Genomic DNA, 24,492 nt, shown 5'->3' on the forward strand with positions numbered 1-24,492 from the left:
ATGCAATCTTGATAAGAACATGGCAGCATTCGCTGCCATGTTCTTAATGTGCTGCGCCAGGTGCTACGTTAGGCTCGATATAAGCAGCAGTGCCCCACAACGGAACAGTTGAAAGGCTGTGCTTAAAGCTGCCCTCCGTTTCTTTCGTGGTATATGACAAGTAGAGCAGGGTCTGATTGTCTGCATCAAAGATGCGTCTGACTTTCATCGACTTGAAGAAGATACTTTTGGACTTCTTGAATACGACTTCTCCGGATTTACTCTTATCAATTTTTGCGATCATCTCGGGTGTAATGTCTCCCGTTTGACGACAAGAAATGGAGCTGTCACTGGGGTCGGCTAAACTGAAATCAGCTTCGACAGAGGCAATGTGGCAGGTTACACCCGTCACAATATCGTCCTTTAAATTTTCAATTTTGATGTCCTTCAGCGTAAAAACACCAAGCGATACATCTCCAACCTCATTGTCAGAACATCCTGTGAGCAGTCCAGTCATTAACATCGCAACGAGTAGTTTTTTCATTGTTATTCTCCCTATCAGGCTTGAGCCGGATGAAGGGTTCATCATACCAAGTTGATCGATTTAACCAATGAATAATCGATGATTTTTTCGGATAAGCACAGATGGCGTCAGTGTTTCTGACTTTCCGACTGTAACTGCCGACCGAGCTGCCACAGCTTTTCGGCTTTGGTTCCGAGCACCCAGAAACTGAGTGCCAGAATCGCGAAGAAGATGGTTTTATGCATCGATTCCCAGAAGTATTCGAAGTAGCGGGTGTAGAGATTGATCAGCAGGAAGGTGATCCCGAAGCTCCGGCACAGGGGATTGTCGAACCGGATCCCGAGGTAAATCACGCCCAGGCAGACCAGTCCGGCGAGGATGGACCAGGGCAGCAGATGAAATTGCGGGACGTCGGCCCACTCGGTGGCATCGGCGTAGTTGCCGAAGATTGACAGCAACCACAGGGTACTCAGCAGGTACAGCAGGCCAACAAACAACGTCGGTTCACTCAGGTACTGGTAATCGGCCCGGCGTTCGGTATACCGGCTGACGGCCAGCACGGCGATCCCCACAAAGACAAATCGTAATGCCTGATTCATCCCGAGGAAATAGCCTTCAGGGCTTGCCAGCTCATAGGTTTGAACCATTTCCCAGGCACCGAAGCTGATCAGGGCAAACAACCAGATCAGAATGGAGCTCAGGCGAATGCCGAGCACGCCGTAAACCAGGGTGAGCAGGAGCAACAGCAACGCATCGTAGCGATGTGCGATTCCGCTGGTTTCGCGCAAAAAGGCAACCGTCACTGCGGTCATGAAGACACCGAAGAAAAAGGTCGCTTCGTTGCTGATGTTTTTCTCGGGATATTTGTCCCGCCGCCGCGTGCCGATGATGTAGCAAGCCGCTGCGATCCCGGCGCTGAGTAGTGCCAGGACGCTGGCGGGTGTGTCGATGATTTGCGCTAGCAGGGCCAGAAGGTAGTCATCTGCCAGCAGCACGCCGACGGCAATGATCAGGCAGGTGATGGCAATCCAGAAAGAGTAAACCGCCAACAGGCGCCAGTCAAAACCGACGATCTGGTAGCTGCGACGTAATTGTTTGGCCTGCTCTGGGGTGATCAGGGCATTGTTCTCCCAGTCCTGAATCGCTGAACTGAGAACTCTGGCTTTGCGTTTACTCAGTTTCATGGGGTGCCCTGCTCATTACTGTGGGGTTTCCGGGACGGATATCTCCCCTGGTGTGAAGGTCAGGATATGCTGCTCGGATGTCAGCGTCAGGAGGTTGTTTTCAAGTGCGATGCTGTTCCATTTTTGCAGCGACTTGGTCATGGTCGACTCAATGGTTGCCAGTTCATTCTGGATACAGGCCATTTTGGTGGTGCCCATGGCGGTGATTCGGAACTTACTTTTGGGCGTGAGTTCGACCTGGCCGAAGAAACGATTGCAGCCACTGAATCCGGCCACTTTGAGATCGGTACCAATCTGCATCCCCGGCGGCGTTCGGGGTTCAGTGATTGTAATATCTTTGCCGTCAATCTTGACCAGCACCCAGCTGTCCTGAAGATCTTTGACGGCGAAGCCGGCAGTGACTTTTTCTTCACATCCGAGCAATGCCGCAGCAAACAAAATACCCGTCCACAGCCAAGGTTTGGTAGGCATTGGTTTTTCTCCCCGATACAGCCTTGTTGCTAATAATAGCTTATCTCGGTGACTGTCAGGTTGCGCTGATAAGACAGCAGAACGCTTAAATGGTGCTGCGTCCGAAGTAGTTCACTTCTCCCTGGCGCTGCTGAAAACTGTCGTCTTTATCTTTTTGGCTTTCGTAGGCCTGGAGTGCTGCCTGGGCCTGGCAGTAACTTTCACTCTCCGAGAAAGCTTCCCGGGTGGTATCGATCGCTCGTTCGGCTAACCGTCGCTGGTTGGGTTCGGCCTGGTTATTGCTGAAGATGGCCTGCTGGCGGGCCAAAAGCCGTCCAACAGCTTCCATACACAGCTTTTCGTTGTCTGGCAGGACATTCAGGGGCTGTGCCTGGACGAGCGGAGACAGCAATGTGATCAGGATGGCCAGTCGATAAAATATATGCATTCGGTTTTATACATTGTAGGTGGATCATTCGATTATAGGGCCTGAAAAGAGAAACTCAAGCCAAGCATAACGGTGCTGATATAGCATTATATGCGGCAGTTATCCCCATTTATTAAGTTGATCCGATATGCGTTCTGGTTGGATGCGCTTTAATGATCACGCAGGGGGAGTTGAGATAGGCAGGCCCGGCACAGGCAAGTTGTACCGTCAGTCTCCAGACCCGATGTGTCCCGGCGGCTGATTTCGAAACACCAGCAGCTACTCTTCCCGGCACTGATATCACAAAAAGCCGGTTTGCCGCATTGTTGACAGGTGTGGGTCGACTGTTCGCCGCGGATTTCGTTGATTGTCCGGACTTGATTTTCTTCGTCCATATGGCGCCACGTTGAGATTTCGGCCATGGTACGAAAGCAGCCGCTGCAGATGCCTTCGTTGTTTTTACATTTTGCGACACAAGGTGTTTTCACGGAATCATGCTCTGTACTGCCGTTGGGGGCAGTACAGTAGCATCATGTGACAGCATAGCCAAGATTAGCGCTTACGCCAGATGGTCATCTCGGACAAGCTGTGCTGGAACTTGCGTTTGGTTTCCCGGATCACAAACGGGATTTCTTTCACCGCGACTAGCTCAAAATGAGGGATCAGGGTTTCGGTCAGGCCGTCCAGGGTGGTGAAGTTCTCCCCGTTGACCTTGATTCCGCCGAGCCATTTGGCTTTGTCGGTATATTCCTCCAGCCAAGTGTAGGGCGAAGTGACGACCAGGTAGCCGCCGTGATTGATCCGCTGGTGGATCGTGGACAGGAATTGTTTCGGATCGTTGAGGCGGTCAATCAGATTCGAAGCGTAGACCAGATCATAGCCGCTGAACTGGGGCTTGAGGTTACAGGCATCCCCCTGAACAAAGTTGATTCGGTCGGCAACGCTGCTGTAGCCGAGTTCATCCAGCGTAATACTCTTAAACTCGACCAAGTCGCCTTCGGTTCGGATGGTGTAGCGTTTCTCGCCCTGCTCGGTCAGGCTGTAGGCCTGCTGAATAAATCGGGCTGAGAAGTCAATGGCATCCACTTGGGCGAAATGTCTGGCCAGCTCAAATGAGGCGCGGCCGACCGAGCAACCAATGTCCAGGGCTTTTCCTTGATGGTTGAGCTGAATTTCGTGTAGGCATTGTTTGACGCCGTTGATGCAGAAGTTCGGGACGGAAAAATACTCATCGCCATAGTGGAACTCAAGATACTGGGAGATCAGCTCATCGGTTTCATAAATATTCAGCGAGGTCATGCTGTCCGGATTCTGATTGGATTCAACATAGCGGAACCCGGCGTGCTGATAGAAGTGCCTTCGGAAGGCGTAGCGGGAGGATTTAATTGATTCGTTTCCGGTCGAGATCCAGGATCCGCCTTTGATCAGGTTGTGCTTGCCGTCGAAGGTCGGGGTAGAGAAATCGTCATAGAGGGGATGAACAGCAAAGCCCTGAAATCCGTCAATGCAGGTCTCGGTCCATTGCCAGACATTGCCGACGATATCGCAAAAGCCGCCGTGCTCAAACCGATCAACCGGACAGGACGAAGCATAGTAAGCCAGCTCGATATTGCCGGGGGGCTCGTGCCAGGCCGGGGAATCTTCCTCGATACTTTGGCGAAGGACATACCATTCAGCCTCGGTCAGTAGCCGGATGTTGGCTTGTTTTTGTTCGGCTTTCCAGTTGCAAAACGCTTTGGCTTCAAGCTGGTTCACTTCCACCGGCCAGTTCAGCGGGAGCGGGATTTCCTCTGATAGGTTACGTTGTAACCACGCACCATCCTGTAACCGCCAGAAGCGTGGCATGCTGGCTTGCGTATAGGCCAACCAGGCTTTCCCTTCCTCATTCCAGTAGCGGGGCTGCCGGTAGCCGTCGGCTTTTACGAAGGCCAGGTATTCCTGATTTGACACCAGATATTTGGCGGCCTTGAAATTGCCGACCTGAAAGCATTGTTCGCCGTATTCATTGTCCCAGCCGTATGTGGGATCGGATTCAGGTTTGCCCAGGATGATGGTTTCGCCACTGACTGACAGGAGTTGGTTATCAGCCGGGATACAGCTGTCCCGGCAAGGCTGCCAGTTCGGATGGGGACTGACATCGCACAGGGGAAGCTGACGGATGATAACTGACGAGGTTTCCAGATGGATCCGTTCGTGTTCGATCCCCATCAGTATCACCCAGGCCGGATCGGCTGCGGTGATCGGCAATTCGAGCGGCATGGTTTCGATAAAGGCATTGACCAGCGCTGCGACCTGGTCGCGATAGTGTTTAACCTCGGCGACAGATGGCCAGTCATAGTGGTTGTCATTGAGATCATCCCACGACATCTCGTCCACGCCAATGGCGAACATTGACTCGAAGTGTTCATTGATTCGTTGATCAACGTATTTTCCGAGTTTTAACTTATTGATGTAAAAAACGGCGGTGTGGCCGTAATAGAAGATGAGCGGGTGACGTAAAGGCTCTGGTTTACTGAAAAAAGCGGCGTCGTTGTTGATTACCTCAAAAAGAGACTCATACAGTTGCCAGGTCTGATTGAAGGCATCTTTGAGTTCCTGACGCTTTCGCTCTGCACTTTCACCTGTCAGCCACAGCGTACGTGTTGCTTTTCGTTGTCGGTTTTCCATTGCACACTTTCCCTTCTGAAACAGTACTTTTAAACGTAGCCAGAAAGGAAATAGTTCACCAAAGAAATGTGTTGGTTTTTTGATAGTTAGACAACAGGGGTCATCGGGATGAAGCGATACGATGCGCCATACGGAGATGAACTACCCTGATCACATAGGCCCGCGATGTATTTATCCGGGCGGTTGAGCAGGGGAATTTGGATGCGTAAATGGTTTGTGCCAACATGGTTTTTTGTGGCGCTCGGATTACTGTTGAATATTATCTCGGCACTCATGACCAACTTTTCTCTTGATCATGCCATGCAAGAGGCCAATGGGATGATTCAACAGCAGGAGAGCAACGAAAAATTAATTGGGTTAACCTGGCAGCAAGTTGAAACGATTGAAAGAAAGCGTGAATTGGTTTTGATTTTGATGTCGATTGCAAATGTGAATCCCCAACCGCTGTCGGCATCTGTGAAAGCACAAGTGATTGAAGAGCTCCATGATTGGTTGAATATTTCGCTGTCCGATCTGTCGAACGTTGAAATTCCGGCAATCATGCAAAGAATGAATGACACTCAGATCGAGTATCGAAATAAAATTGATCAACTCTATATACATAACCTGGCATTGGAGCAGTCATATCAAGGCGTGATGGAATCTATTTCCAGGCAGCGGAATCTGGCGTTGTTTTTACAAATTCTGGGATTAGCCCTGATGTTATCCAGAGATTTGAAACGGCGTGACACGATGTGATTTAGTATGACTTTGAGCATGGTGTTCTTTGAGCCATCGTTCTTTCAGCGCATGATGTTTAAGCGGTGGAGCTAATACAGGGAGCTAATACAGATAGAACAATAAAGAAAGGCCCTGCATGGCAGGGCCTGGAGAACACTGAATCGTTGACTGAACTCAGTTAACGGTTAGTTGAGTGGAAAGCATAACGGCTTGATTCACGTCCGCTTTCTGTTTTCGCTTTATATTTAATAGAGCGAGATTGTTCGATAGTCAGAGGAATAAATACCCGGCCTTTATCATCGGTCTGATAAGTTTTTTTCTGTTGTGGAACATTCGCAACAGAAACCGATGCATTCGCAGCGGGCTGACCGTTCTCAGTCACTGTAATCCATGCGCCATTGTGTGTATCTGCGACTCGTATATCCGCCAGGACAGAAGTCGACATCAGGATGGCAGCAGTAGCAGTCAGTACTTTTAAGCTAGACATTTTCTTCACCTCATCAGTCTGCGGCAATCGCCTTATTCTTTTTTGCAAGTGCAACGGTGTGCCCCTGCGAAAAATAAGACCGGCCGTCAGGTTCTATATTTCATTCTGAGTCATGTTATTGTTGTTTTAATTCTTAATCAGGATGTTATGGCCTCAATATGATTTACCTTTCGGATAAAACGAGAAATATATGGGTTCATGCAGAATCAATTCATATTTCCCCGAGTGACCCGTTAATTTGAGTATAGCGTCTGATCACAAAAACAGATGAAAATTTGATGAATTTTAAGTCTAACACTTTGTTTCATTTTACGTTATTTTGTTAACACTCTATTCATATATTTAATTAAGTTAAAATTTATTGTAAATAATTAAACAGATCTGGTGATTCATGAATGAGAAAAAGTGTTATAAAAAATCGTTTATGTATTCAGCTTTTATAAATGTTATTTGGTATTTGTTTGAGTTGGGTGATTATTTTTGATGAGTTTTTAACTGTAGATCAATTGACGGCAGAATGGCGGCATGATGGATTGTGAATACGTCAATAGTAATGCGATGGCAGTGATATATCCTGCCTGAATAAATGTTTGCCGCCTTTATATCACATCGATCTGTCTATCGAGTCTGTGGGCTGTGGCTAAGCCTCCACGAGGGCTTTCAGCTCATAGTATTCAAGATCCTCGGTGATCCTGTGGGCTCGGGTTGCATCGGCTTTGGTCATGATATGTTCCATGCCGATGTTTTTCAGGATCTTACCCGGCGTCGGATCCCGACGGAAATGCTGGCCGTAGATCACCTCAAGGTGCAAGCGCTTGAACCCGAACTCCGTGATGCGTTTGGCGGCTTCTGTACAGTAACCGTTGCCCCAATACGGTACACCCAGCCAGTAACCAAGCTGGGCACGTTGATTGGCGATGTTGTGCAAGCCGACGCATCCTACCAATTGGTAATTCATCTTGAGCGTAATAGCATAAATTGCAGACTGACCACTTTGCCAGCCTGCCAGGTGTTTCCCAATCCATTGACCGGCCATCCCGTCCATATAAGGGTGGGGGATATTAATAGTGCCATTGGCAACTTGCTCATGGCCGGCAAGACGCTGGACTTTGGGGGCGTCGGATAGCTGGAATGGTCTCAGAATAAGTCGATCCGTAGTGAGCAGCGGTTGGTGTCCCATGCGTGTTCCTTAAAATCTGATGTCGTATGCAAGTCAAGAAGAATGGCAGTTATTAAATCTTGTTCATATCAGAGATGCAATCGATTCGATCAAAGACTTGCCGAAACCTTGAATATGCGCCTGAAAGCGTAATTGCCGGAGTTGACAGTTTGATGTCATCACGAGACGAGAGCCGGGCCGTGAAACACCTCGCCTGAGTCAGGAAGCGTCGAGCAGCAGAGATATTGAAGAAAGAAGGGGAGAAGAAGCAGACGAACACCTGCCATGACCGCAGGAAGATCAAAGCGGGTGATTCAGGCTCCGGAACGCGGTTGGGAGATTTGCTGCGCCTTCCATGTCGATTCACCATAGGTGGCTAGGTTCGCCAGTGCTTTCTTGATGCTCTTTTCCAGCAGCAGTTTGATAAACCAACCGGTGCCGCGGATGCGCGGGGAAAATTTGATGCGGTAGTGGATCAGGCTTTTATCGGCACTCAGACTTTCGAAACGGATCCAGCCACCATGTTCGTTCAGCGGCGCGCCCTCAATGATTTTATAGTGCAGATGTTCGTTTTCTTTATAATCGATAATCTGCTCGCGGAAACGAAAGCGACCAAGGTTGACTTCTCGCACAGCGCCAATGCCGTTCACCTCGGGCTTCCCTTGTTTGATGAGCGAATACTCGGCACTAAAGAAACGTCCGAGATTGTCGTGATCGGAGAGCAACTGAAACAGGACTTGCTTAGGGACATCTACTGCTTGTTCTAAGGCAATGCTATGAATAGCCATATCGTCAACCTTAAGTCAAATTGTAACGGATATGTTAACAAAATAAATGATGCAGTCAACGGAAACCGGGTCTCTGTTTTGAGACATCTGTATCTGTACAATCAGTACAAATCATCCCGGTCACCGGATTACATTTGATAAGAACCCGTTAGTTATGAAAAGGTTAGGACTTGGTTTAATCTGTGCGATGGTTAATATTTGCGAAGGAGATAACAAAACAGGATGATGCGCTGAAAAATAATGGTTGCAAAATGCATCATTGGCTCTTATATTGAATTTTGTTGATGTGAATAAGATGGTGATAAGTATTGAGAAGCGTGGGTTCCTGAATCCGTTAACTAACTGCTGTAATCCCCATCTTGTTTGATATCTGCCCTTTAATCCCTGCTCTTTCGACTGAACTTTTTAAAATTGATAGGTTCTATACTGAAAGTAACTTCATCAGGGTATGTGACGCATTACTTTTATTTAACTGTCATCAGGACGTCATATCCAGTTAGGTATAGTAAAGCTGATTTGAAGAGTAAGACGGTATTAATAAAGCGAAATATCAACCTTACTCGTTTTGGAAAATGAGAGGTAAATATGACTAATAATAGAAACCGCAGACAATGGTTCTACCATCAATCGCAAACCACGAACGTGAAAGGTAGATCGAAGTAATTTCTGCTGCGCGAAGGCGCAATTTATTGATTCATATGCACATTTAATGTGAAAAATGCCAGAAGCACAATAGCGTTAGTCTCCGTGTTTCTGGCTCAAATTCCCGCCGAAAACTTAGCCTGTAACTCTCCTGTTTAAATGTCTTGAAATGAAATTCTTATTTTTCAATTTGGCAAACGTTTGCTTTTTATTTTTTGAAGCATTGTTTATATGAGGAAATTGGAGCCTAGGTTATTTATAAATTTTCCCGCCTACCGATATTTCTTTCGGGAACTGTGTGACCCGTGCGCCCCCCAAATAGATATTTCCCTTCACCACTAAAAATTGCGGCAATGCCGTAATGGCCGTATTGGCCAGATAAAGATCTCCGCCGACATATAAATAAGACGGCAGCTCCTTAATTTTGGTTCCCATCAGACTTAAATCGCCCGGAACCTGTAATCCATTGTTGAGCGCCGTAATCTCTGAATGGGCGAGATTGATATAACCATGAACAACCAGTTGCAAGGGGAGGGTTTTGATTTTGCTATAAGCCAGATTGAGATTGCCTTCGACGGTCAATTTGCGCGGCAGTGACTCGATGTTGCTGTACTCCAGATTCATGTTGCCGTTGACGATGAGCGGATCCGGTAATCGGAAGTTCTTGGCATTCCTCAGAAACAGGTTGCCATAGCTGTCGAGATAGTTCAGCAACTTACGATCTGCAACGTATTGATTGGCCTGCGAAACCGGCGAGATAACCAGAGGCAGAGTCAGCAGCAGGGGGAGGGCGATTCGCGCACATCTCAATGTGCTTGATTTTGGCATCGAAGTATCCGGCTTGATAAGTCCTTGTTCATTATGCCTGGGTACGCAGATGAGTCAATCACGGGCTGAACCAGACATGAATCGGACACAAAAGGACATGATTCTCAGGGGTCGGTTCAGATTTGATTCATGAATAAAACATTGTTTTATATTTTAAGTTTTGGTTCAGCTTCTCGGTGTAAAGTGGGTCTCAACAAATCGAACACTACCGAATGCATCAATGTGGTGCGTGGTATCGGATAATCGAGGAGCTATCCAATGAAAAAATTAGCAATGATCTCAACCCTGACTCTGGCCGCTGTGGCTGCAACCCCTGCATTTGCAGTCAGCACTGATTGGTTTGTGGGTGCCGGTGTCGGTTATCAGGAAGACAGCATCAAAGGCGCGAATGATCAGAATGGCGAAGATGTTGCGGTACAACTGCGAGGTGGCGCTATTTTGAACGACCATCATCGCTTGATGGGCACGTATAGCTACATGGATAAGAGCGAGCAAAACATGTTCCTGGCTTCGTATGACTATCTGATGCCGGTCGCACAAAAAGTGAATCTGTTTGCCGGTGTTTCTGCTGGTGTAGCTGACAGTGAAATCGGCAATGAAAGCTCCACTGACTTTGTGTGGGGCGGCCAGGTGGGCGCGATGTATCAAATCAACGATCAATGGTCGACAGATCTGACCTACCGCTACCTGGAGCAGGACTATGAAGAGCACCAGACCAAACTGGAAAACTCACAGCAGCTGATGTGGTCTGTGGATTACAAATTCTAAAGCGATTGTTTTCCCGCAGGCGGGAGGATAACGACGTGCGGGGACTGGCTTTTGCTGGTCCCTGCTTGTTTTCTGAACAAAAGAATCATTGATCACAAAAATATCAGCCTTTGGGCTTGTTAATGTGAACTATATCTCTATATACTCCGCTTCCGGCCAGAACCCTAGAGTTCAGCCACCTTAGTTACAAGCTGTCACCATGGAAATGTGAACGACCCACGGAGTTGGACCGGCGTTATTTTAGCTTGTTATCAAGGTGACTTGTATGTTGTACATGTGGGCGGAATCCAAGTTATTCACTGAACCTCAGGGTTCAGATCCTTCCTATTTTGCTTTTTCCCCGAAAGCAGTCGCTCTCTTGTTGCAGCAAGCAGTAACACCTTCATATTTCGGCATTCCATTTATTCCAAGCAACAGGACGAAATAATGCAGTTGTTAATTAGTTTGGCCGGTATTTTAGTGCTGGTCGCATGCGCTTGCGCGTTATCTGAAAATCGAAAAGCCATTAACTGGCGTACCGTGGGCGGGGCTTTGTTGTTACAAGCCGGTTTTGCCGCTTTGGTATTGTATATGCCGGTCGGGCAGATGATGTTGGGTGCGATGAGCAGCGGTGTCGCCAGCGTACTGGGTTTTGCCGATGAAGGGATTCAGTTCTTGTTTGGCGACCTCGCCAATTCCGGATTTATCTTTGCGGTTCGTGTCCTTCCTCTCGTTATCTTCATTAGTGCTCTGATCTCTCTTCTTTACTATCTCGGCGTGATGCAATGGGTCATCAAAGTTATTGGTGGCGGCATCCAGAAAGTATTGGGCACCAGCCGTGCGGAATCGCTGGTGGCGACGGGGAATATCTTTCTGTCTCAGGGCGAATCGCCGCTGTTGGTTAAACCTTTCCTGTCGCGGATGACGCGCTCCGAGCTGTTTGCGGTTATGACCGGTGGTATGGCCTCGGTTGCCGGAAGTGTGCTGGGCGGTTACGCCGGTCTGGGGGTTGATCTGAAATACCTGATTGCCGCCAGCTTTATGGCCGCACCGGGGAGCCTGTTGATGGCGAAAATCCTGGTTCCTGAGCAGGGAACGCCGACTGAGCAAACAGATATCGAAATGGCATCGAGCGATCACAGCAATGCGATTGACGCCCTGGCATCCGGTGCCATGAACGGGATGCGCGTCGCGGTCGCCATCGGGACCATGCTGATCGCATTTATCAGTGTGATCGCCATGGCCAATGCCGGTCTGGAAATGGTGGGTGAATGGTTTGGAATGCAAAACCTGACGATGCAAAGCATCCTGGGTTACCTGTTCTCGCCACTGGCCTTTATCATTGGTGTACCGGCCACTGAAATGCTGCAAGCCGGGGCGTTTATCGGTCAGAAACTGATCCTGAATGAGTTCGTGGCTTTCCTGGATTTTGTGAACATCAAAGAGACTCTGTCTCAGAACAGCCAGGTGATCATCACCTTCGCACTGTGTGGTTTTGCCAACATCGGCTCGATTGCCATTCAGCTGGGTTCTATTGGTGTGATGGCACCGGATCGTCGCAGTGATGTGGCAGGGCTGGGCTTCAAAGCTGTGCTGGCAGCAACCCTGGCGAACCTGATGAGTGCTGCACTGGCCGGGATTTTTGTGAGCCTGTAAGGCCACAACATTTCCGCAGAACGGAGCATTCAATGTTAACCTCAAAAACCGCCATTCATTGGCGGTTTTTTGTTAAGCCTTTTTTTCAGAGTGTTAGCGCCCAATCTCGGGTGAGTATTCGTCCTGTTCCGCTGACTTAGTTTTTATCCTCTTGTTTATCATCCATAAAATGTAAATGTATCCAAGATGAGACATTTGTACTTTTTTGTCTTGAAGGTTTCGGGTCCCTCCTACACTTAGGAAAAACGGTAGGTGAAGGAGGACGCCGTGTTAAAGCCCGTATTCAAAAAGAGTATTCATTTGCGCAGTAGCTTGTATCTGTTTTCGCTGCTGACACCTTTCACAACACTGGCCGAGCCCAATTTCAGACCGGGTCAGATTTTGGTACAAGCCTCACCTGATGAGTTGGGACAAGAGAAAGTGTTACGGTTTTATCCCAACGCGAAGGTTTCTCTGGTTGAAGTTGAACCGGGTCAGGAATCTGGCAAGTTGAACGCCTACAGGGCACAGGGGAAAAAGGCCAGTAAGAATTTTATCGCTACCCATTTCGCCACTGAGGCGGATTATTCCAGTTACCAGTGGCATTTTGAGCGAATTCAGGCGGCAGATGCCTGGGGACTCACCAGCGGGGTCGGAGAGACCGTTGCAGTGCTGGATACCGGTCTGCGTTTAGGGGGGCCGGACGGCATTGGTTGCGTGTCCATTCAGCAAGGTGCTGATATTGTCAATGGCGATTCCGATCCCACGGACGGTGACGGTCACGGAACGCATGTATCCGGGACGATTGCCCAAACATCCGGGAATTATGGGGTGGATGGCTTGGCATACGGCAGTTGCGTGATGCCGGTGAAAGTGCTGAGCGATAGTGGTTCAGGTTCATTTGCTGATATCTCCGACGGGATTTATTTTGCGGTCAACAACGGCGCGAAGGTGATCAATATGAGCCTTGGCGTGAGCGCACGTTACGGGATGACCAATGATCCGCTGATGGATGCAGCGCTGGATTATGCTGCTGATCACGGGGTCATCGTGGTGGCGGCTGCCGGGAATGACGGTTTCCGTAAAAATGTCAGTTATCCGGCTATCTATCCAAGTGTGATTGCGGTCGGAGCAACAGATATCAATGATGATGTCGCTTCATATTCGAATCGTGGTAAAGGGCTCGATCTGGTTGCCCCGGGCGGAACGACCAATACGGATTTCAACAATGATGGCTACGGTGACGGGGTGCTACAGGAAACATTCGACGGGACCGGTCAGTGGGGCTACTTTTTCTTCCAGGGCACCTCTATGGCGACCCCGCATGTCAGTGCGCTCGCAGCCATGTTGTTGGCGAAAGGCATACCGGCCGCTCAAGTGAAAGAGGCGTTGATTGCTACGGCCAAAGATTTGGGGGATCCAGGCTTTGATAAAAATTATGGCTATGGACTCATTCAGGCCTACAGTGCCCTGAATTGGGTGCCGGACAACACCACACCAGGCGGTGGGGGAGACAACAGTAATACCTGTGTGGATGCGGACGGGGATGGCTACTGCGCGGCTGAGTTTGGCGGGGATGATTGTAATGACGCCGATCCCAACGTGAATCCGGGCAAAAATGAAAGAGGTCCGCGTAGTCGGGATGGCATTGATAATAACTGTGATGGCATCATCGATAACAACTAAGCGAACAAAAAAAGCGAAAAGCGGCGAGGCTGGTTAGTCAGCCGCGCCGCTTGCCAAGAGATGAATTATTTGTCGAATTGCTTGATGAGCACTGAGGTATCCGCGCGGTTGAAGCCGCGAGCTTGCAGCGCGGCATACTTCTCATCAACCTGTTTGGTCAGGGGAAGATCGACGCCTAATTTTTCCGCCGCATCGAAGCAGATCCCAAGATCTTTGCGCATCCAGTCAATGGCAAAACCAAAATCAAATTTATCAGCCGCCATCGTGACCGCACGGTTTTCCAGCTGCCAGGAGCCGGCTGCGCCGTGCTTGAGCACTTCGGTCATTTTCTCAATGTCCAGACCCGCGGATTTGGCCAGCGTGATGGCTTCTGACAAGCCTTGCAGCACCCCGGCGATACAGATTTGGTTGGCCATTTTGGTGATCTGCCCGTAGCCGATATCGCCCATCAGGGTTGTGGCTTTGGCAAAGCAATCAATGACCGGTTTGGCGGCCGCAAAGACATCCGGTTTGCCGCCGACCATCACGGTCAGACAGCCATTGACCGCGCCGGCTTCACCACCGGAAACCGGGGCATCCATAAAGGCCATGCCTTTGGCTTCGGCCTGAGCAGCAATCTCACGCGCTACTTCAGCGGAGGCAGTAGTGTTATCGATCAGAATGGCACCGGGTTTGGCGTGAGCGAGAATTCCGGACGTGCCGCAGTAAACTTCACGCAGGTCGTCGTCATTGCCGACACAAGTAAAGATGAAGTCAGCATTTTCAGATGCTTCACCCGGTGTAAGCGCATACTGACCTTTGTAAGTTTCGACCCACTGCTGTGCTTTGGCCGTGGTGCGATTATAGACCGTGACCTGATGCCCGGCACTGGCCAGGTGACCGGCCATTGGAAAGCCCATGGTTCCCAGCCCAATAAATGCAATGTTTTTTGTTGTCATCTGTTGCTTCCCTGTTTGTCTGATTCTTCGGGCGAATGGGCATCACTATAATGAACCCGCCTGGTGTCAGCAATGAAAAAACGGGTTTGTGCCGGATGACCGGTGAATCGTCCAACGAGGACTGAACGGTGAAAGCCCTCATTGAGGAGAAGCGCTTACGGGCCGCAGGCGTAATATTTCCTTGTGCCATGCGTGTACACCTCCTATGATGCCAGCAGTGATGGTATAAGACGGTCTGGAGTGCTGGTCGTATGCTTCGGAAGCTTCTGAGCATGTTTTTGTTGGTGGTATGTGTTGGTCTGGGCGTCCTTACGCCGGTTACTGCACATCTGGCAACAGCGGCTCACGTTGCCCCGCAGCTTGTCACCGTACCGGTTCAGCCGGTCTCTGCGCTTGCCAGCGCTCATCTTGAAGATACTCTCTTTGAAGCTCCTGTCCTTGACGATGTTCGCCTTGTCGGTTTTCATTTCGGCGTAACTGCGGATGAGCGGGATGTAATATCCCCTCCGGGAGCCGAACCCGTGTTCCCGTGTCCGGATGCCGGCAGTCAGGTGCCACCCGAGCACGATACCCATCACCATTCCTCCTCCGATCGGCAATTGGCTCTGGCATTGTTCGGATCCTCCCGAATGGCCCTTGGCAGCCGGGATAACGCAGATGAACCTGAGCCGCAGTATTTGCTGGCGTTCGAACTGCCGATCGAGCCGGCACCGAGTTTTGCTGTCGGCTACCGCATCGATTTTCATGCCACGCTGGACTGGACACGGCGGGTGATCCCGCCTGCCGGGCGAGTTGCCGGCTGGAAAGAAAGTAATCAGCTCTATCAACCCCACCCGAACCACTTTTCTCTTGTGCGCTGATCGCGTCTGAATGGACGCCGGCGCAGGTCTGCCGTTTCACGGCGCCTGTCACAATGTACCGTTTTTAGCCTCTGTTACAGCAGGGGGGCGTACGTTTCATATTGGCCGACTGTTGTCGGCGACGGGGTCCGGCACATGTCTGTCATGGCCGGAACCCAGTGTATGGTGAACAACAATGAGAAAGAAACAATTGCAACGACGGCTGAACCACTATCCGTTATGGAAATATGTGGTGTTGGTCGTCTCTTTGGTGGTGATGCTGCTGAGCGCCCTCCCGACCTGGTATGGCGAAGATGCGGCAATCCAGATCGGCTCATCGGGCGGCGCGGGGCCGGATATCGTTCAGCTTCAGCATGAATTGGCTGCTCGCGGGATTGCCGTCAAGCGGATTGACCAGCAGCCGGAGAAAACGGTTGTGGTCTTGCAGCAGTCCTCGCAACAAACCGAAGCCAAGCAAGAATTAGCGGCGTTGTTAGGGGCTGATGTCAGCGATACCCGGTTAACCCTGGCGATGTCACCGGCGGCTCCGGATTGGCTGCAACAACTGGGCTTTGCCCCTATTAAACTGGGGCTGGATTTACGGGGCGGGGTTCAGTTCCTGCTGGAGGTGGACCTTGAGCCCGTGTATCAGGCCCACGCGACACAGCTTCGGGATTCACTGCGATATACCTTGCGCGAGCAAGGGATTCGCCAGGCCCGGGTGACACTGGCCGGAGCGGATCGTCTGACCGTGTCTCTGCCCTCAACGGAAGCCGAGGGGCAAGTGCAGGAGTATCTGCGGCAGCAAGCGCCGCAATGGCAAGTGGTCCATGGGGCCGGAAATCAGCTGACTTTAACGCTGAGCCCGGAGGAGCAACGTGAGTTACGCCAACTCACGGTCCAGCAAAACCTGCAAACCATGCGCAGCCGGATTGAAGAGTTAGGGATCACCGAAGCTCTGGTGCAACGTCAGGGCGAAAACCGGATCCGGATTGAGCTGCCCGGCGTTCAGGATCAGGCGGCAGCAAAACGTGTGCTGGGGGCAACGGCCAGCCTGGCATTTCATGCCGTTAAGGCGCCCGGCAGTGACAGCAGTCTCACATTGTCGGATGCACAGGGACAGCCGGTCCGTATGGCCAGCCAGCCGGTGTTGACCGGCGAGCATATTGTTGATGCCCGCGCCGGGTTTGGTGAAATGGGATCCGCGGAGGTCAACATCACCCTGGATCGGGCGGGTGGCCAACTGATGTCATCATTTTCCCGCCAGCACATCGGTCAGGCAATGGCAACGGTCTTTAGCGAGTACAGCCGGAACGCGTCGGGGAATACCGAGCAACGCAGTCAGGTGATCAGTGTCGCCACAATACAGAGCCAGTTGGGGAACCGCTTTCGGATCACTGGCGCCGGAAATATTGCCGATGCGCAGGAGCTGGCACTGTTGCTGCGTGCGGGATCGCTGACGGCACCGGTCACCATAGTGGAAGAGCGGACGATTGGCCCGACCCTGGGGGCTGAGAATATCGAAAATGGCTTTGCCGCTTTGGCATTGGGCTTAGGTATGACTCTGGTCTTCATGGCACTCTGGTACCGGCGATTGGGATGGGTCGCTAATATTGCCCTGATTGCCAATATGGTGATGCTGTTTGGTCTGTTGGCCTTGATCCCGGGCGCGGTGCTGACTTTGCCGGGGATCGCGGGTCTGGTGCTGACGGTAGGCATGGCCGTGGATACCAATGTGCTGATTTTTGAGCGGATCCGCGACAAGCTTCAGGAAGGGCGCAGTCTGGCGCAAGCGATCGATCAGGGCTTTCGCAGTGCCTTCACGACGATCTTCGATGCGAATTTCACCACCATGATCACCGCGGTGGTGTTGTATGCCGTGGGGAATGGTCCGGTGCAGGGGTTTGCCCTGACGCTGGGGCTGGGTCTGTTGACCAGTATGTTTACCGGTATTTTTGCTTCCCGCGCCCTGATTAATCTGGTGTGGGGTCGTGATGCACGACGTGAGGTGCGAATTTAAAAATGATGATTTCGATAAAAAATGCCACCCGGTGGCGCTATTTCACCACCCTGGTGTCGCTGCTCCTGCTGGTCGCATCTCTTCTGATGATTGGGATTCGCGGCTTGAACTGGGGGCTGGATTTTACCGGTGGGATCGTTACTGAAGTGCAGCTTGAACAGGCCGTCACCAACCATGAACTGGATCAGGCACTGGATGCCGCGTTGGGTCAGGATGTGAGTGTAATTGCTGCAGGTGAGCCTGGCCGTTGGGTGCTGCGTTACGCGATCCCGGCGCAGGGGCAGTCGCCGGATGTGGCTGATGTCCTGAACAAACTGGATGCCGAAGTGCAGGTGTTAAACACTAGTATGGTCGGGCCGCAGGTGGGGCAGGAGTTGGCAGAGCAGGGCGGATTGGCCCTGTTGGTGTCGGTGCTGTGCATTTTGGGCTATCTCAGCTATCGCTTTGAATGGCGCTTGGCGTCCGGCGCGGTGGTTGCACTGGCCCATGATGTGATTTTTGTGTTGGGCTTTTTTGCGGCAACACAAATGGAGTTCAACCTCACCGTGCTGGCAGCGGTACTGGCAATTCTGGGCTATTCCCTGAATGATTCGATCATTATCGCCGACCGCATCCGGGAAGTGCTGATTGCCAAACCACAGGCACCGATCAGCCAGGTTAGTAATGAAGCCCTGGCGGCGACAATTTCACGGACACTGGTCACATCGGGCACCACGCTGATGACTGTAGGCGCGTTGTGGTTACTGGGGGGCGGGCCACTGGAAGGGTTTGCCCTGGCGATGTTCATCGGGATCCTGACCGGGACCTGGTCATCGGTCTCTGTCGGAACAGTATTGCCGGAAATGCTGCGGCTCAAGGCCCGGGATTATCTGCCTGAGCCCGTGAGTGAAACACCCTGAATCCCGGGTAATCACAGGCAAAATGGTGAACGGACAGGATAAAGGTCGCTCAGGCGGCCTTTGTCTTAGCATTGAGACGATTAGAACTTTTTTATGATGCCTGTCATTTTTTGTATGCAAATTAATCAATACTTGTCGATACTCAATTTAACTTCACTGATAAAACTGTGCGAAAAGTCACATTGTTTGGTTGCTTGAATCGCAAGGAAAGTGAAGCGCAATCGCGGTTGCATTTATCGAAAGTGAGCGTGACGAGTTTTAACTTAATCCACAGATAAATGACAAAGGCTGTTTTATGTACGACACAGAAATGAAGTTGAATCATCGAATTGTCCAGTTTGTCGATGCGCAGTTACATGAATTACTGGATACAGAGTCGGTTTCAGAACCTTGTCCCCAGATGGGGGATTGTGCGATGCATGAGGCCATGATGTCGATTCTGACCCAGTACCTGTCGGGCCTGAAGGCAATCAACTGTCTCCTCAATAAAGGTTATGTGGCACAAACCCGAGGGATATTTCAAACCCTGGGGGACGACTACGAAGACATTATTTTCCTCAGTTTGCCCAGCCAGAACGGGCAAATGACCCCGCTCCATCATGAGTATCTCAAGAGTGTTGCCGGTGAAGAATATCACGGCTGCTATAGCCCTGTGTCCCGCTGTGAAATTCGTAATATGATTAAGCAGGCGAAAAGCATCAATCATAATGTATTTCAACTGTATCCGAAAAAGCAGGCCCTTCAGGTGCTGCGTCCCCACGGCGGAAAGCCCTGCTCGGCCGAGGTCGCCATCGACCTGCATCGGCATTTTGCCTACAAAGCGATTTTGCTGGCAGTGCTGACAGCCAAAGTCGCCGGCAATCTTGACGTGATGGGCGCCTGTTTGAATTTCCGGGCGCATCTGGAAATGACAGATCCGCATACCGTGCGCTTTGATTTACCAGGCATTCCGCAGCCTCACACCGAACGACCGGCGCAGCGTTATGCTGCGATAAGATAAAATTCCTGCCTGCTACCCAAGGCCTTTACAATTGTGTTAACGTCAATGTCAGGGTTTATAAGGGAATTTGGGTAGATAATGGGAAAGAAACAGCAAGACACCAAAATAGTTACGGCCGGGCGTGCGAAGAAGTGGACCCAGCATCTGGTGAATCCGCCGGTCAGCCGGGCATCGACCATTGTGTTTGATTCTGTCGCCGAGATGAAACATGCGACGGCGAACCGCGCCAATAAAGCGCTATTTTACGGACGCCGCGGCACCAATACGCATTTTGCTTTTCAGGAGGCCATGGTTGAGCTTGAAGGCGGTGTCGGGTGTGCGCTGTATCCGTGTGGCACTGCCGCGATCAGCAATGCCATTCTTTCATTTGTGAAAGCCGGTGATCACATCCTCATGGTGGATGGGGTGTATGAGCCGACCCGCGATTTTTGCGACAAGATTCTCGACAAAATGGGTGTGGAAACGACCTATTATGATCCGATGATCGGCGAGGGGATCCGCGAGCTGATCCGCCCGAATACGACCGTGCTGTTTCTCGAGTCGCCGTGTTCGATTACGATGGAAGTGCAGGATGTCCCGACGCTGGCCCGTGTCGCGCATGAACACGGTTTGGTTGTGATGCTGGATAACACCTGGGCATCTCCGATTCACTTTCAGCCCTTTGAGCACGGCGTGGATATTTCTATCCAGGCAGCCACCAAATACATTGTCGGTCACTCTGATGTGATGTTGGGGACCGCGACAGCCAATGAACGCTGCTGGGATCAATTGCGGGAAAACAGTTATTTGATGGGGCAGTGCACGTCTCCGGATGATGTTTATCTGGCGATGCGTGGTTTACGCACGCTGGGGGTTCGCTTGAAGCAACACGAACAGAACAGCCTGAAAGTGGCCCGCTGGTTGGCAGAGCGTGAAGAAGTGGATCATGTGCGCCACCCGGCCCTGCCGAGTTGTGAAGGGCATGAGTTCTTCGTCCGTGATTTTCAGGGTGCCAACGGTTTATTCTCCGTGGTGCTCAATCGCGGCAATACCGAAGCGCTGACGGCGCTGCTGGACGGTATGGAGCATTTCAGCATGGGCTACTCCTGGGGTGGATTCGAGAGCCTGATTTTGGCCAATGAGAATATCAATACCCTGAGAACAGCCAAGAAGAAAGATTTTGCGGGGCCTCTGTTGCGCCTGCATATCGGCCTGGAAGATGTTGATGATCTGATCCGGGATCTTGAAGCCGGTTTTGAGCGTTTCAATGCCGTGCTGAATCACAAGTAGTCCCCTCTCCAATCAGGCTGCCAAACGCAGCCTGATTCATTCTCGCTTCTGAATTCTTCATCCTTTTCATCGCCCTAAAGCCCCTGGTATGAGGCTGAACTCTGACTGTTGCGCTTGTTTGGGTATAGACTTAGATCACTGAAAACGAATTGCAGCAGGGGCCTTATGATGAAGCAATGTTTACGCTGGACGGTTCTGGGAGCACTGGTGCTGGCCATCTTGGGTTGTAGCCGATCTGAGATGGAAGAATACCGATTGTATCCTGATGCCTATGTCAGCAATGTTGAGTACGACAGTATTTATCATTACGGGTATAACCAGGGGTGCGAAAGCTCGCTGAATCTCAGCGGCAGTCCGGATATGGACTATCAGAAAGATATCAGCCTGGAGAACAGCGATACCCGCTTTGATGAAGGGTGGGAAGATGGCAAGGCGGCGTGTGCCAATGGTCAGCGCCAACTGATGCCGTCATTGATCATCACCGGCCAGGCTTCAGGCAAGCAATACTAAGTCCGTTAATTTAATTCCGGTAAAAAAGGATTTATTGGTGATTTCTTTCAGACTCAAGCTGAATAAGACTGGTGGTGATTGAAATGACACCGTGAATTGAGTTTGTTCATCGTATGAATTACGAATATGAAATTATATTACTATTGTTGCGGTAAAGCGTGAGCAAAAAAAAAACAGACCTGATGGTCTGTTTTATTTTCCAATATTACAAAAGCACAAAAACTTAACCTAGCCACATACTTCATGGTTATTGATTTTTGTTAGTAATATTTTTAGAGCTTATGCAGCATTGGGTTGGGTCAATACCTGAATCTGGCCTTCGCGAAACGTTACGGGTACGACGGCATGTACTTCAGGCAAAAGCAGAAAAGCATCCTGATTCGTTTCGATAACGACTTGCAGGTGCTGATCCAAGGCCTGGTATAGCAGTGGTGTTCGTAGTTGTTTACTTTGATTGCCAAGCTGACTGTATTGACCTTTACTTGAGTACACCCAGATATTGAAAGGCGCTTTGCCCCGTTCAAGCTGCTCGATAAAATCGGCAATATGTCTCATAAAAGTCCTTTTGTTATTATCAATATTTTAATATTGACCGTCCTATTATGGAATGAAGGTAAATTTTTTCAATTTGAAATCAGTTGCTTTTCTTGATTAATGTGATCTGGGCGATGTTTTGTTGCAATTGCCGGTTGCAACTATTTTGTACAGATAAATCAAATAATAAAAAGCGATTAAAAGATGTAGCGTTAACGTGAATTTTTATAAAGAATCATTTGATGATTCATCGTACAGCCAAAAAAACCAGTTTCATATGGTGTTTTTTTGTTGTGTTTACGGGAGGCATTTATATTCCTTTCTACCCAAAGCGCATTTTCTGCAGAGGTGCCATTTTGAGCATTGCCTGTGGCGCTTTTTCATTGCAGCTTTTTTATTGAGTGATTGCAGAGGCGTTCGCTGACGGCTCATTTTTTTGGGATCGACTTGAAGATCAGAATCGGCTGAGGTTGCGGCTGGGCCTCCTGCGTGCGGTATAGTTCCATATATTGCTGGCGAAACTGGTGGGCATCCATCCCGGAAGGAAGGTTGTTGGCGTGGGTCTGGGTCGTTGACGAACAGCCGGAAAGGAGCAGAAGACATCCCAGTGATACCGAAAAGAAGGCCACCTCGCAGCGTTTATTGACCATCGTTTATCCTGTACGGTGAATTACCGGGGGAGATTTACGGGTGTTCGATCAATCTGTCACTTAATTATAATGCATTCTTAAGACGCGTCGCTTTTTTGAGACGCGGGAAAGTGTCATGATACAGCCATCTGTTGAAAGCTGAATGGGCGGATCTTCTGTGTTTTTCTCAACCGGAAAGACGCCTGAATAGAAAGAGCGAGTTGAAATATGTCAGAAAGCCCGGTTCAAGTGATTCGCAAGGCCACCTGGGTTGGCTCTGTGGCGAACGTTGCCTTGGCCATTGTGAAAATCGGGGTGGGCAAGCTGACCGGCAGCCAGGCACTGGTTGCCGATGGGGTACACAGTTTTTCAGATTTGGTCACCGATACCGCCATTTTGATTGGCTCCAGATACTGGACGGCACCGGCGGATAAAAACCATCCCTATGGCCACGGTCGTTTTGAAACCCTGACCAATATCTTTATTGGCGTCCTGTTGGCGATCGTCGGGATTGGAATCGGGTGGGACTCTCTCCATGCGCTCAGTCAGGAGCCTGCGGCAGCGCCGGGCATGCTCGCTTTTTTCGCAGCGGTGGCATCGATTGTGGTGAAGGAAGGGCTGTATCGCTGGACCCTGGTCCAGGCGAAACGGATTAACAGCAGGGCACTGCATGCCAATGCCTGGCATCACCGAACGGATGCCCTCAGCTCCTTTCCGGTTGCGGTTGCGGTGATGGCCAATTACCTGTTCCCCGGCCTGCATTATCTTGACCAAGTTGCGGCGCTGTTGGTCACCGCGATGATCCTGAAAGCTGCCGCGGAGATCCTCTGGCCGGCTTTGCTTGAACTGACAGAGGCGGAAGCCGATAGCCAGATTGAAGCCAAGATCCAGCAATATGCGGCAGATGATGCGGATATTCGTGAGGTCCACGCCATTCGCAGTCGTCGCACCGGCAGTACTATTTTATTAGATTTTCACTTGCTGGTGGAACCGGACATGAGTGTCGAACATGCCCATACGATCAGCGAAAACTTCAAGTCACATATCCTGGACAAGTTGGATGAAGTGGTGGACGTCATTATTCATATTGAGCCGTACACGTGTGCCGAGCGGGTAGTGAATCCATGCTGTGACGATCATTCCTGCGATTGAGCCCATGCGCTCGTGATTTCAGGTCAGTTCCGGTATTGTACGGGGCTGGCCACTTTCCTGAATCCTCCCCTGACTGTTGCACTCTGAGCAATTTTTTTATGATTTTTGCACTTTTTTGCCCGTGTCTTATGAATGAGATAGGGGTGATGTGCAGGCTTTCACTAGGCTTTAGCTAACTTATTCATTAAATCGTCCGTTACATCAGCTATTCCGTTACATCGTGTCCCGAGCTGAATCACATCGTTTCGGGCGATCACCGGAAGGAAAAGGAGTCACTATGCCGCTCATTCGTATTAAGTCGTTGCCGTTTGAACAGGAGTCGAAGGTGGCTGAAGCAGTGACTTCGTTATCCCGTGCCGTCTCCGATGCCGCCAAGATCCCGCTGCATCACATTATGGTCACCTGGGAATATCTGCCTGCCGGACATTATGCGCATCATGGCCAGGTGGTGAACAACCAGCCAGAAACCACCCATCCGTTGCTGGTGGATTTGATCGCACCGAACTTCAATACCGAAGCACAGATTGCGGCGATGCTGGAACTAATTGCCCATACAATTTCCGAACAGATCCCCATTGAGAAAAATAATATTTTTATCAATTTCACCCCGGCGTATAGCGATGGTGTGTACGATGAAGGCCACGTTGTGGAGTGGGATTTGTGAGTAGATCGGCCGTCAGAAGCCTGATCGTGTACACAAAATTGAAAAAAGTCAGCCAATTTCAGGCTGATTTTTTTGTGTGGAGAAGTGGGTAAATATGTACTCGAGCGTTGAGTGCG

General features: G+C 50.3%; 25 protein-coding genes. 12 read left to right on the forward strand and 13 right to left on the reverse strand.

What is annotated here, in order from left to right; all coding sequences use genetic code 11:
* Positions 1-43 precede the first annotated feature (43 nt).
* The 6 genes from VV869_RS20480 to ovoA all read right to left on the reverse strand — a co-directional run bounded on the left by VV869_RS20480 (position 44) and on the right by ovoA (position 5,230).
* Positions 44-523: a CreA family protein gene (locus VV869_RS20480; protein ID WP_337736790.1), complete on the reverse strand. Its 480-nt coding sequence runs from the start codon at positions 521-523 to the stop codon at positions 44-46.
* Positions 524-630: 107 nt separating this feature from the next.
* Positions 631-1,686, reverse strand: coding sequence for a hypothetical protein (locus VV869_RS20485; protein WP_337736791.1), 1,056 nt, complete (start codon positions 1,684-1,686; stop codon positions 631-633).
* A 15-nt stretch (positions 1,687-1,701) separates the two neighbouring features.
* Entirely contained in the window at positions 1,702-2,157 is a 456-nt protein-coding gene (locus VV869_RS20490) for an META domain-containing protein (protein WP_337736792.1), read from the reverse strand.
* Positions 2,158-2,242: 85 nt separating this feature from the next.
* Complete coding sequence (locus VV869_RS20495; protein WP_337736793.1) at positions 2,243-2,584, reverse strand: hypothetical protein; 342 nt, start codon at positions 2,582-2,584, stop codon at positions 2,243-2,245.
* 149 nt (positions 2,585-2,733) lie between these two features.
* Positions 2,734-3,051 (reverse strand): cysteine-rich CWC family protein, encoded by a 318-nt coding sequence (locus VV869_RS20500; RefSeq protein ID WP_337736794.1) that lies wholly within the window; start codon positions 3,049-3,051, stop codon positions 2,734-2,736.
* Between the two features lie 64 nt (positions 3,052-3,115).
* Positions 3,116-5,230: a 5-histidylcysteine sulfoxide synthase gene (ovoA, locus tag VV869_RS20505; protein ID WP_337736795.1), complete on the reverse strand. Its 2,115-nt coding sequence runs from the start codon at positions 5,228-5,230 to the stop codon at positions 3,116-3,118.
* A 201-nt stretch (positions 5,231-5,431) separates the two neighbouring features.
* On the opposite strand from ovoA, the gene VV869_RS20510 reads away from it, so the two are divergent.
* Positions 5,432-5,968, forward strand: a complete 537-nt coding sequence (locus VV869_RS20510) for a hypothetical protein (protein WP_337736796.1) — start codon at positions 5,432-5,434, stop codon at positions 5,966-5,968.
* Positions 5,969-6,128: 160 nt separating this feature from the next.
* Here the strand turns inward: VV869_RS20510 and VV869_RS20515 are convergent, their stop codons facing one another.
* The 4 genes from VV869_RS20515 to VV869_RS20530 form a co-directional block, all read right to left on the reverse strand.
* A complete protein-coding gene (locus VV869_RS20515; RefSeq protein WP_337736797.1) occupies positions 6,129-6,437 on the reverse strand; it encodes a hypothetical protein in 309 nt (102 codons plus the stop codon).
* A gap of 640 nt (positions 6,438-7,077) precedes the next feature.
* Positions 7,078-7,617 carry a GNAT family N-acetyltransferase gene (locus tag VV869_RS20520; protein ID WP_337736798.1) on the reverse strand — a complete coding sequence of 180 codons (540 nt, stop codon included), beginning with the start codon at positions 7,615-7,617 and terminating at the stop codon, positions 7,078-7,080.
* Between the two features lie 293 nt (positions 7,618-7,910).
* Entirely contained in the window at positions 7,911-8,384 is a 474-nt protein-coding gene (locus VV869_RS20525) for an SRPBCC family protein (protein ID WP_337736799.1), read from the reverse strand.
* Between the two features lie 894 nt (positions 8,385-9,278).
* Positions 9,279-9,854: a hypothetical protein gene (locus VV869_RS20530; RefSeq protein ID WP_337736800.1), complete on the reverse strand. Its 576-nt coding sequence runs from the start codon at positions 9,852-9,854 to the stop codon at positions 9,279-9,281.
* A 258-nt stretch (positions 9,855-10,112) separates the two neighbouring features.
* Between VV869_RS20530 and VV869_RS20535 the strand changes: the two genes are divergently transcribed.
* The 3 genes from VV869_RS20535 to VV869_RS20545 all read left to right on the forward strand — a co-directional run bounded on the left by VV869_RS20535 (position 10,113) and on the right by VV869_RS20545 (position 13,922).
* Positions 10,113-10,622 (forward strand): outer membrane beta-barrel protein, encoded by a 510-nt coding sequence (locus VV869_RS20535; RefSeq protein ID WP_337736801.1) that lies wholly within the window; start codon positions 10,113-10,115, stop codon positions 10,620-10,622.
* Between the two features lie 426 nt (positions 10,623-11,048).
* Positions 11,049-12,257, forward strand: a complete 1,209-nt coding sequence (locus VV869_RS20540; RefSeq protein WP_337736803.1) for a NupC/NupG family nucleoside CNT transporter — start codon at positions 11,049-11,051, stop codon at positions 12,255-12,257.
* Between the two features lie 267 nt (positions 12,258-12,524).
* Positions 12,525-13,922 carry a S8 family serine peptidase gene (locus VV869_RS20545; protein ID WP_337736804.1) on the forward strand — a complete coding sequence of 466 codons (1,398 nt, stop codon included), beginning with the start codon at positions 12,525-12,527 and terminating at the stop codon, positions 13,920-13,922.
* A 65-nt stretch (positions 13,923-13,987) separates the two neighbouring features.
* Here VV869_RS20545 and VV869_RS20550 read toward each other — a convergent pair whose 3' ends face one another.
* Entirely contained in the window at positions 13,988-14,860 is an 873-nt protein-coding gene (locus tag VV869_RS20550) for an NAD(P)-dependent oxidoreductase (protein WP_337736805.1), read from the reverse strand.
* A 251-nt stretch (positions 14,861-15,111) separates the two neighbouring features.
* Here VV869_RS20550 and VV869_RS20555 point away from each other — a divergent pair, with 251 nt between their 5' ends.
* The 6 genes from VV869_RS20555 to VV869_RS20580 all read left to right on the forward strand — a co-directional run bounded on the left by VV869_RS20555 (position 15,112) and on the right by VV869_RS20580 (position 21,397).
* On the forward strand, positions 15,112-15,720 hold the full coding sequence (locus VV869_RS20555; RefSeq protein ID WP_337736807.1) for a hypothetical protein: 609 nt from the start codon (positions 15,112-15,114) through the stop codon (positions 15,718-15,720).
* Between the two features lie 175 nt (positions 15,721-15,895).
* Positions 15,896-17,719, forward strand: a complete 1,824-nt coding sequence (gene secD / locus VV869_RS20560; RefSeq protein ID WP_337736808.1) for a protein translocase subunit SecD — start codon at positions 15,896-15,898, stop codon at positions 17,717-17,719.
* A 2-nt stretch (positions 17,720-17,721) separates the two neighbouring features.
* Complete coding sequence (gene secF, locus VV869_RS20565; RefSeq protein WP_443147349.1) at positions 17,722-18,618, forward strand: protein translocase subunit SecF; 897 nt, start codon at positions 17,722-17,724, stop codon at positions 18,616-18,618.
* A 295-nt stretch (positions 18,619-18,913) separates the two neighbouring features.
* Positions 18,914-19,618 (forward strand): hypothetical protein, encoded by a 705-nt coding sequence (locus VV869_RS20570; RefSeq protein WP_337736809.1) that lies wholly within the window; start codon positions 18,914-18,916, stop codon positions 19,616-19,618.
* 78 nt (positions 19,619-19,696) lie between these two features.
* Positions 19,697-20,887, forward strand: coding sequence for a cystathionine beta-lyase (locus tag VV869_RS20575; RefSeq protein WP_337736810.1), 1,191 nt, complete (start codon positions 19,697-19,699; stop codon positions 20,885-20,887).
* A 165-nt stretch (positions 20,888-21,052) separates the two neighbouring features.
* Positions 21,053-21,397, forward strand: coding sequence for a hypothetical protein (locus tag VV869_RS20580; RefSeq protein ID WP_337736811.1), 345 nt, complete (start codon positions 21,053-21,055; stop codon positions 21,395-21,397).
* A 279-nt stretch (positions 21,398-21,676) separates the two neighbouring features.
* Here the strand turns inward: VV869_RS20580 and VV869_RS20585 are convergent, their stop codons facing one another.
* Both VV869_RS20585 and VV869_RS20590 read right to left on the reverse strand, forming a co-directional pair.
* Positions 21,677-21,952: a hypothetical protein gene (locus VV869_RS20585; protein ID WP_337736813.1), complete on the reverse strand. Its 276-nt coding sequence runs from the start codon at positions 21,950-21,952 to the stop codon at positions 21,677-21,679.
* Positions 21,953-22,359: 407 nt separating this feature from the next.
* Positions 22,360-22,581, reverse strand: a complete 222-nt coding sequence (locus VV869_RS20590; RefSeq protein ID WP_337736814.1) for a hypothetical protein — start codon at positions 22,579-22,581, stop codon at positions 22,360-22,362.
* Positions 22,582-22,788: 207 nt separating this feature from the next.
* Here VV869_RS20590 and VV869_RS20595 point away from each other — a divergent pair, with 207 nt between their 5' ends.
* Together VV869_RS20595 and VV869_RS20600 are read left to right on the forward strand one after the other, a co-directional pair.
* Positions 22,789-23,712: a cation diffusion facilitator family transporter gene (locus VV869_RS20595; RefSeq protein WP_337736815.1), complete on the forward strand. Its 924-nt coding sequence runs from the start codon at positions 22,789-22,791 to the stop codon at positions 23,710-23,712.
* Between the two features lie 277 nt (positions 23,713-23,989).
* Positions 23,990-24,376 carry a tautomerase family protein gene (locus VV869_RS20600; protein WP_337736816.1) on the forward strand — a complete coding sequence of 129 codons (387 nt, stop codon included), beginning with the start codon at positions 23,990-23,992 and terminating at the stop codon, positions 24,374-24,376.
* Positions 24,377-24,492 lie beyond the last annotated feature (116 nt).

It is taken from the genome of Photobacterium sp. MCCC 1A19761 (genome assembly GCF_037389125.1).
In the GTDB taxonomy this organism is placed as follows: Bacteria; Pseudomonadota; Gammaproteobacteria; order Enterobacterales; family Vibrionaceae; genus Photobacterium.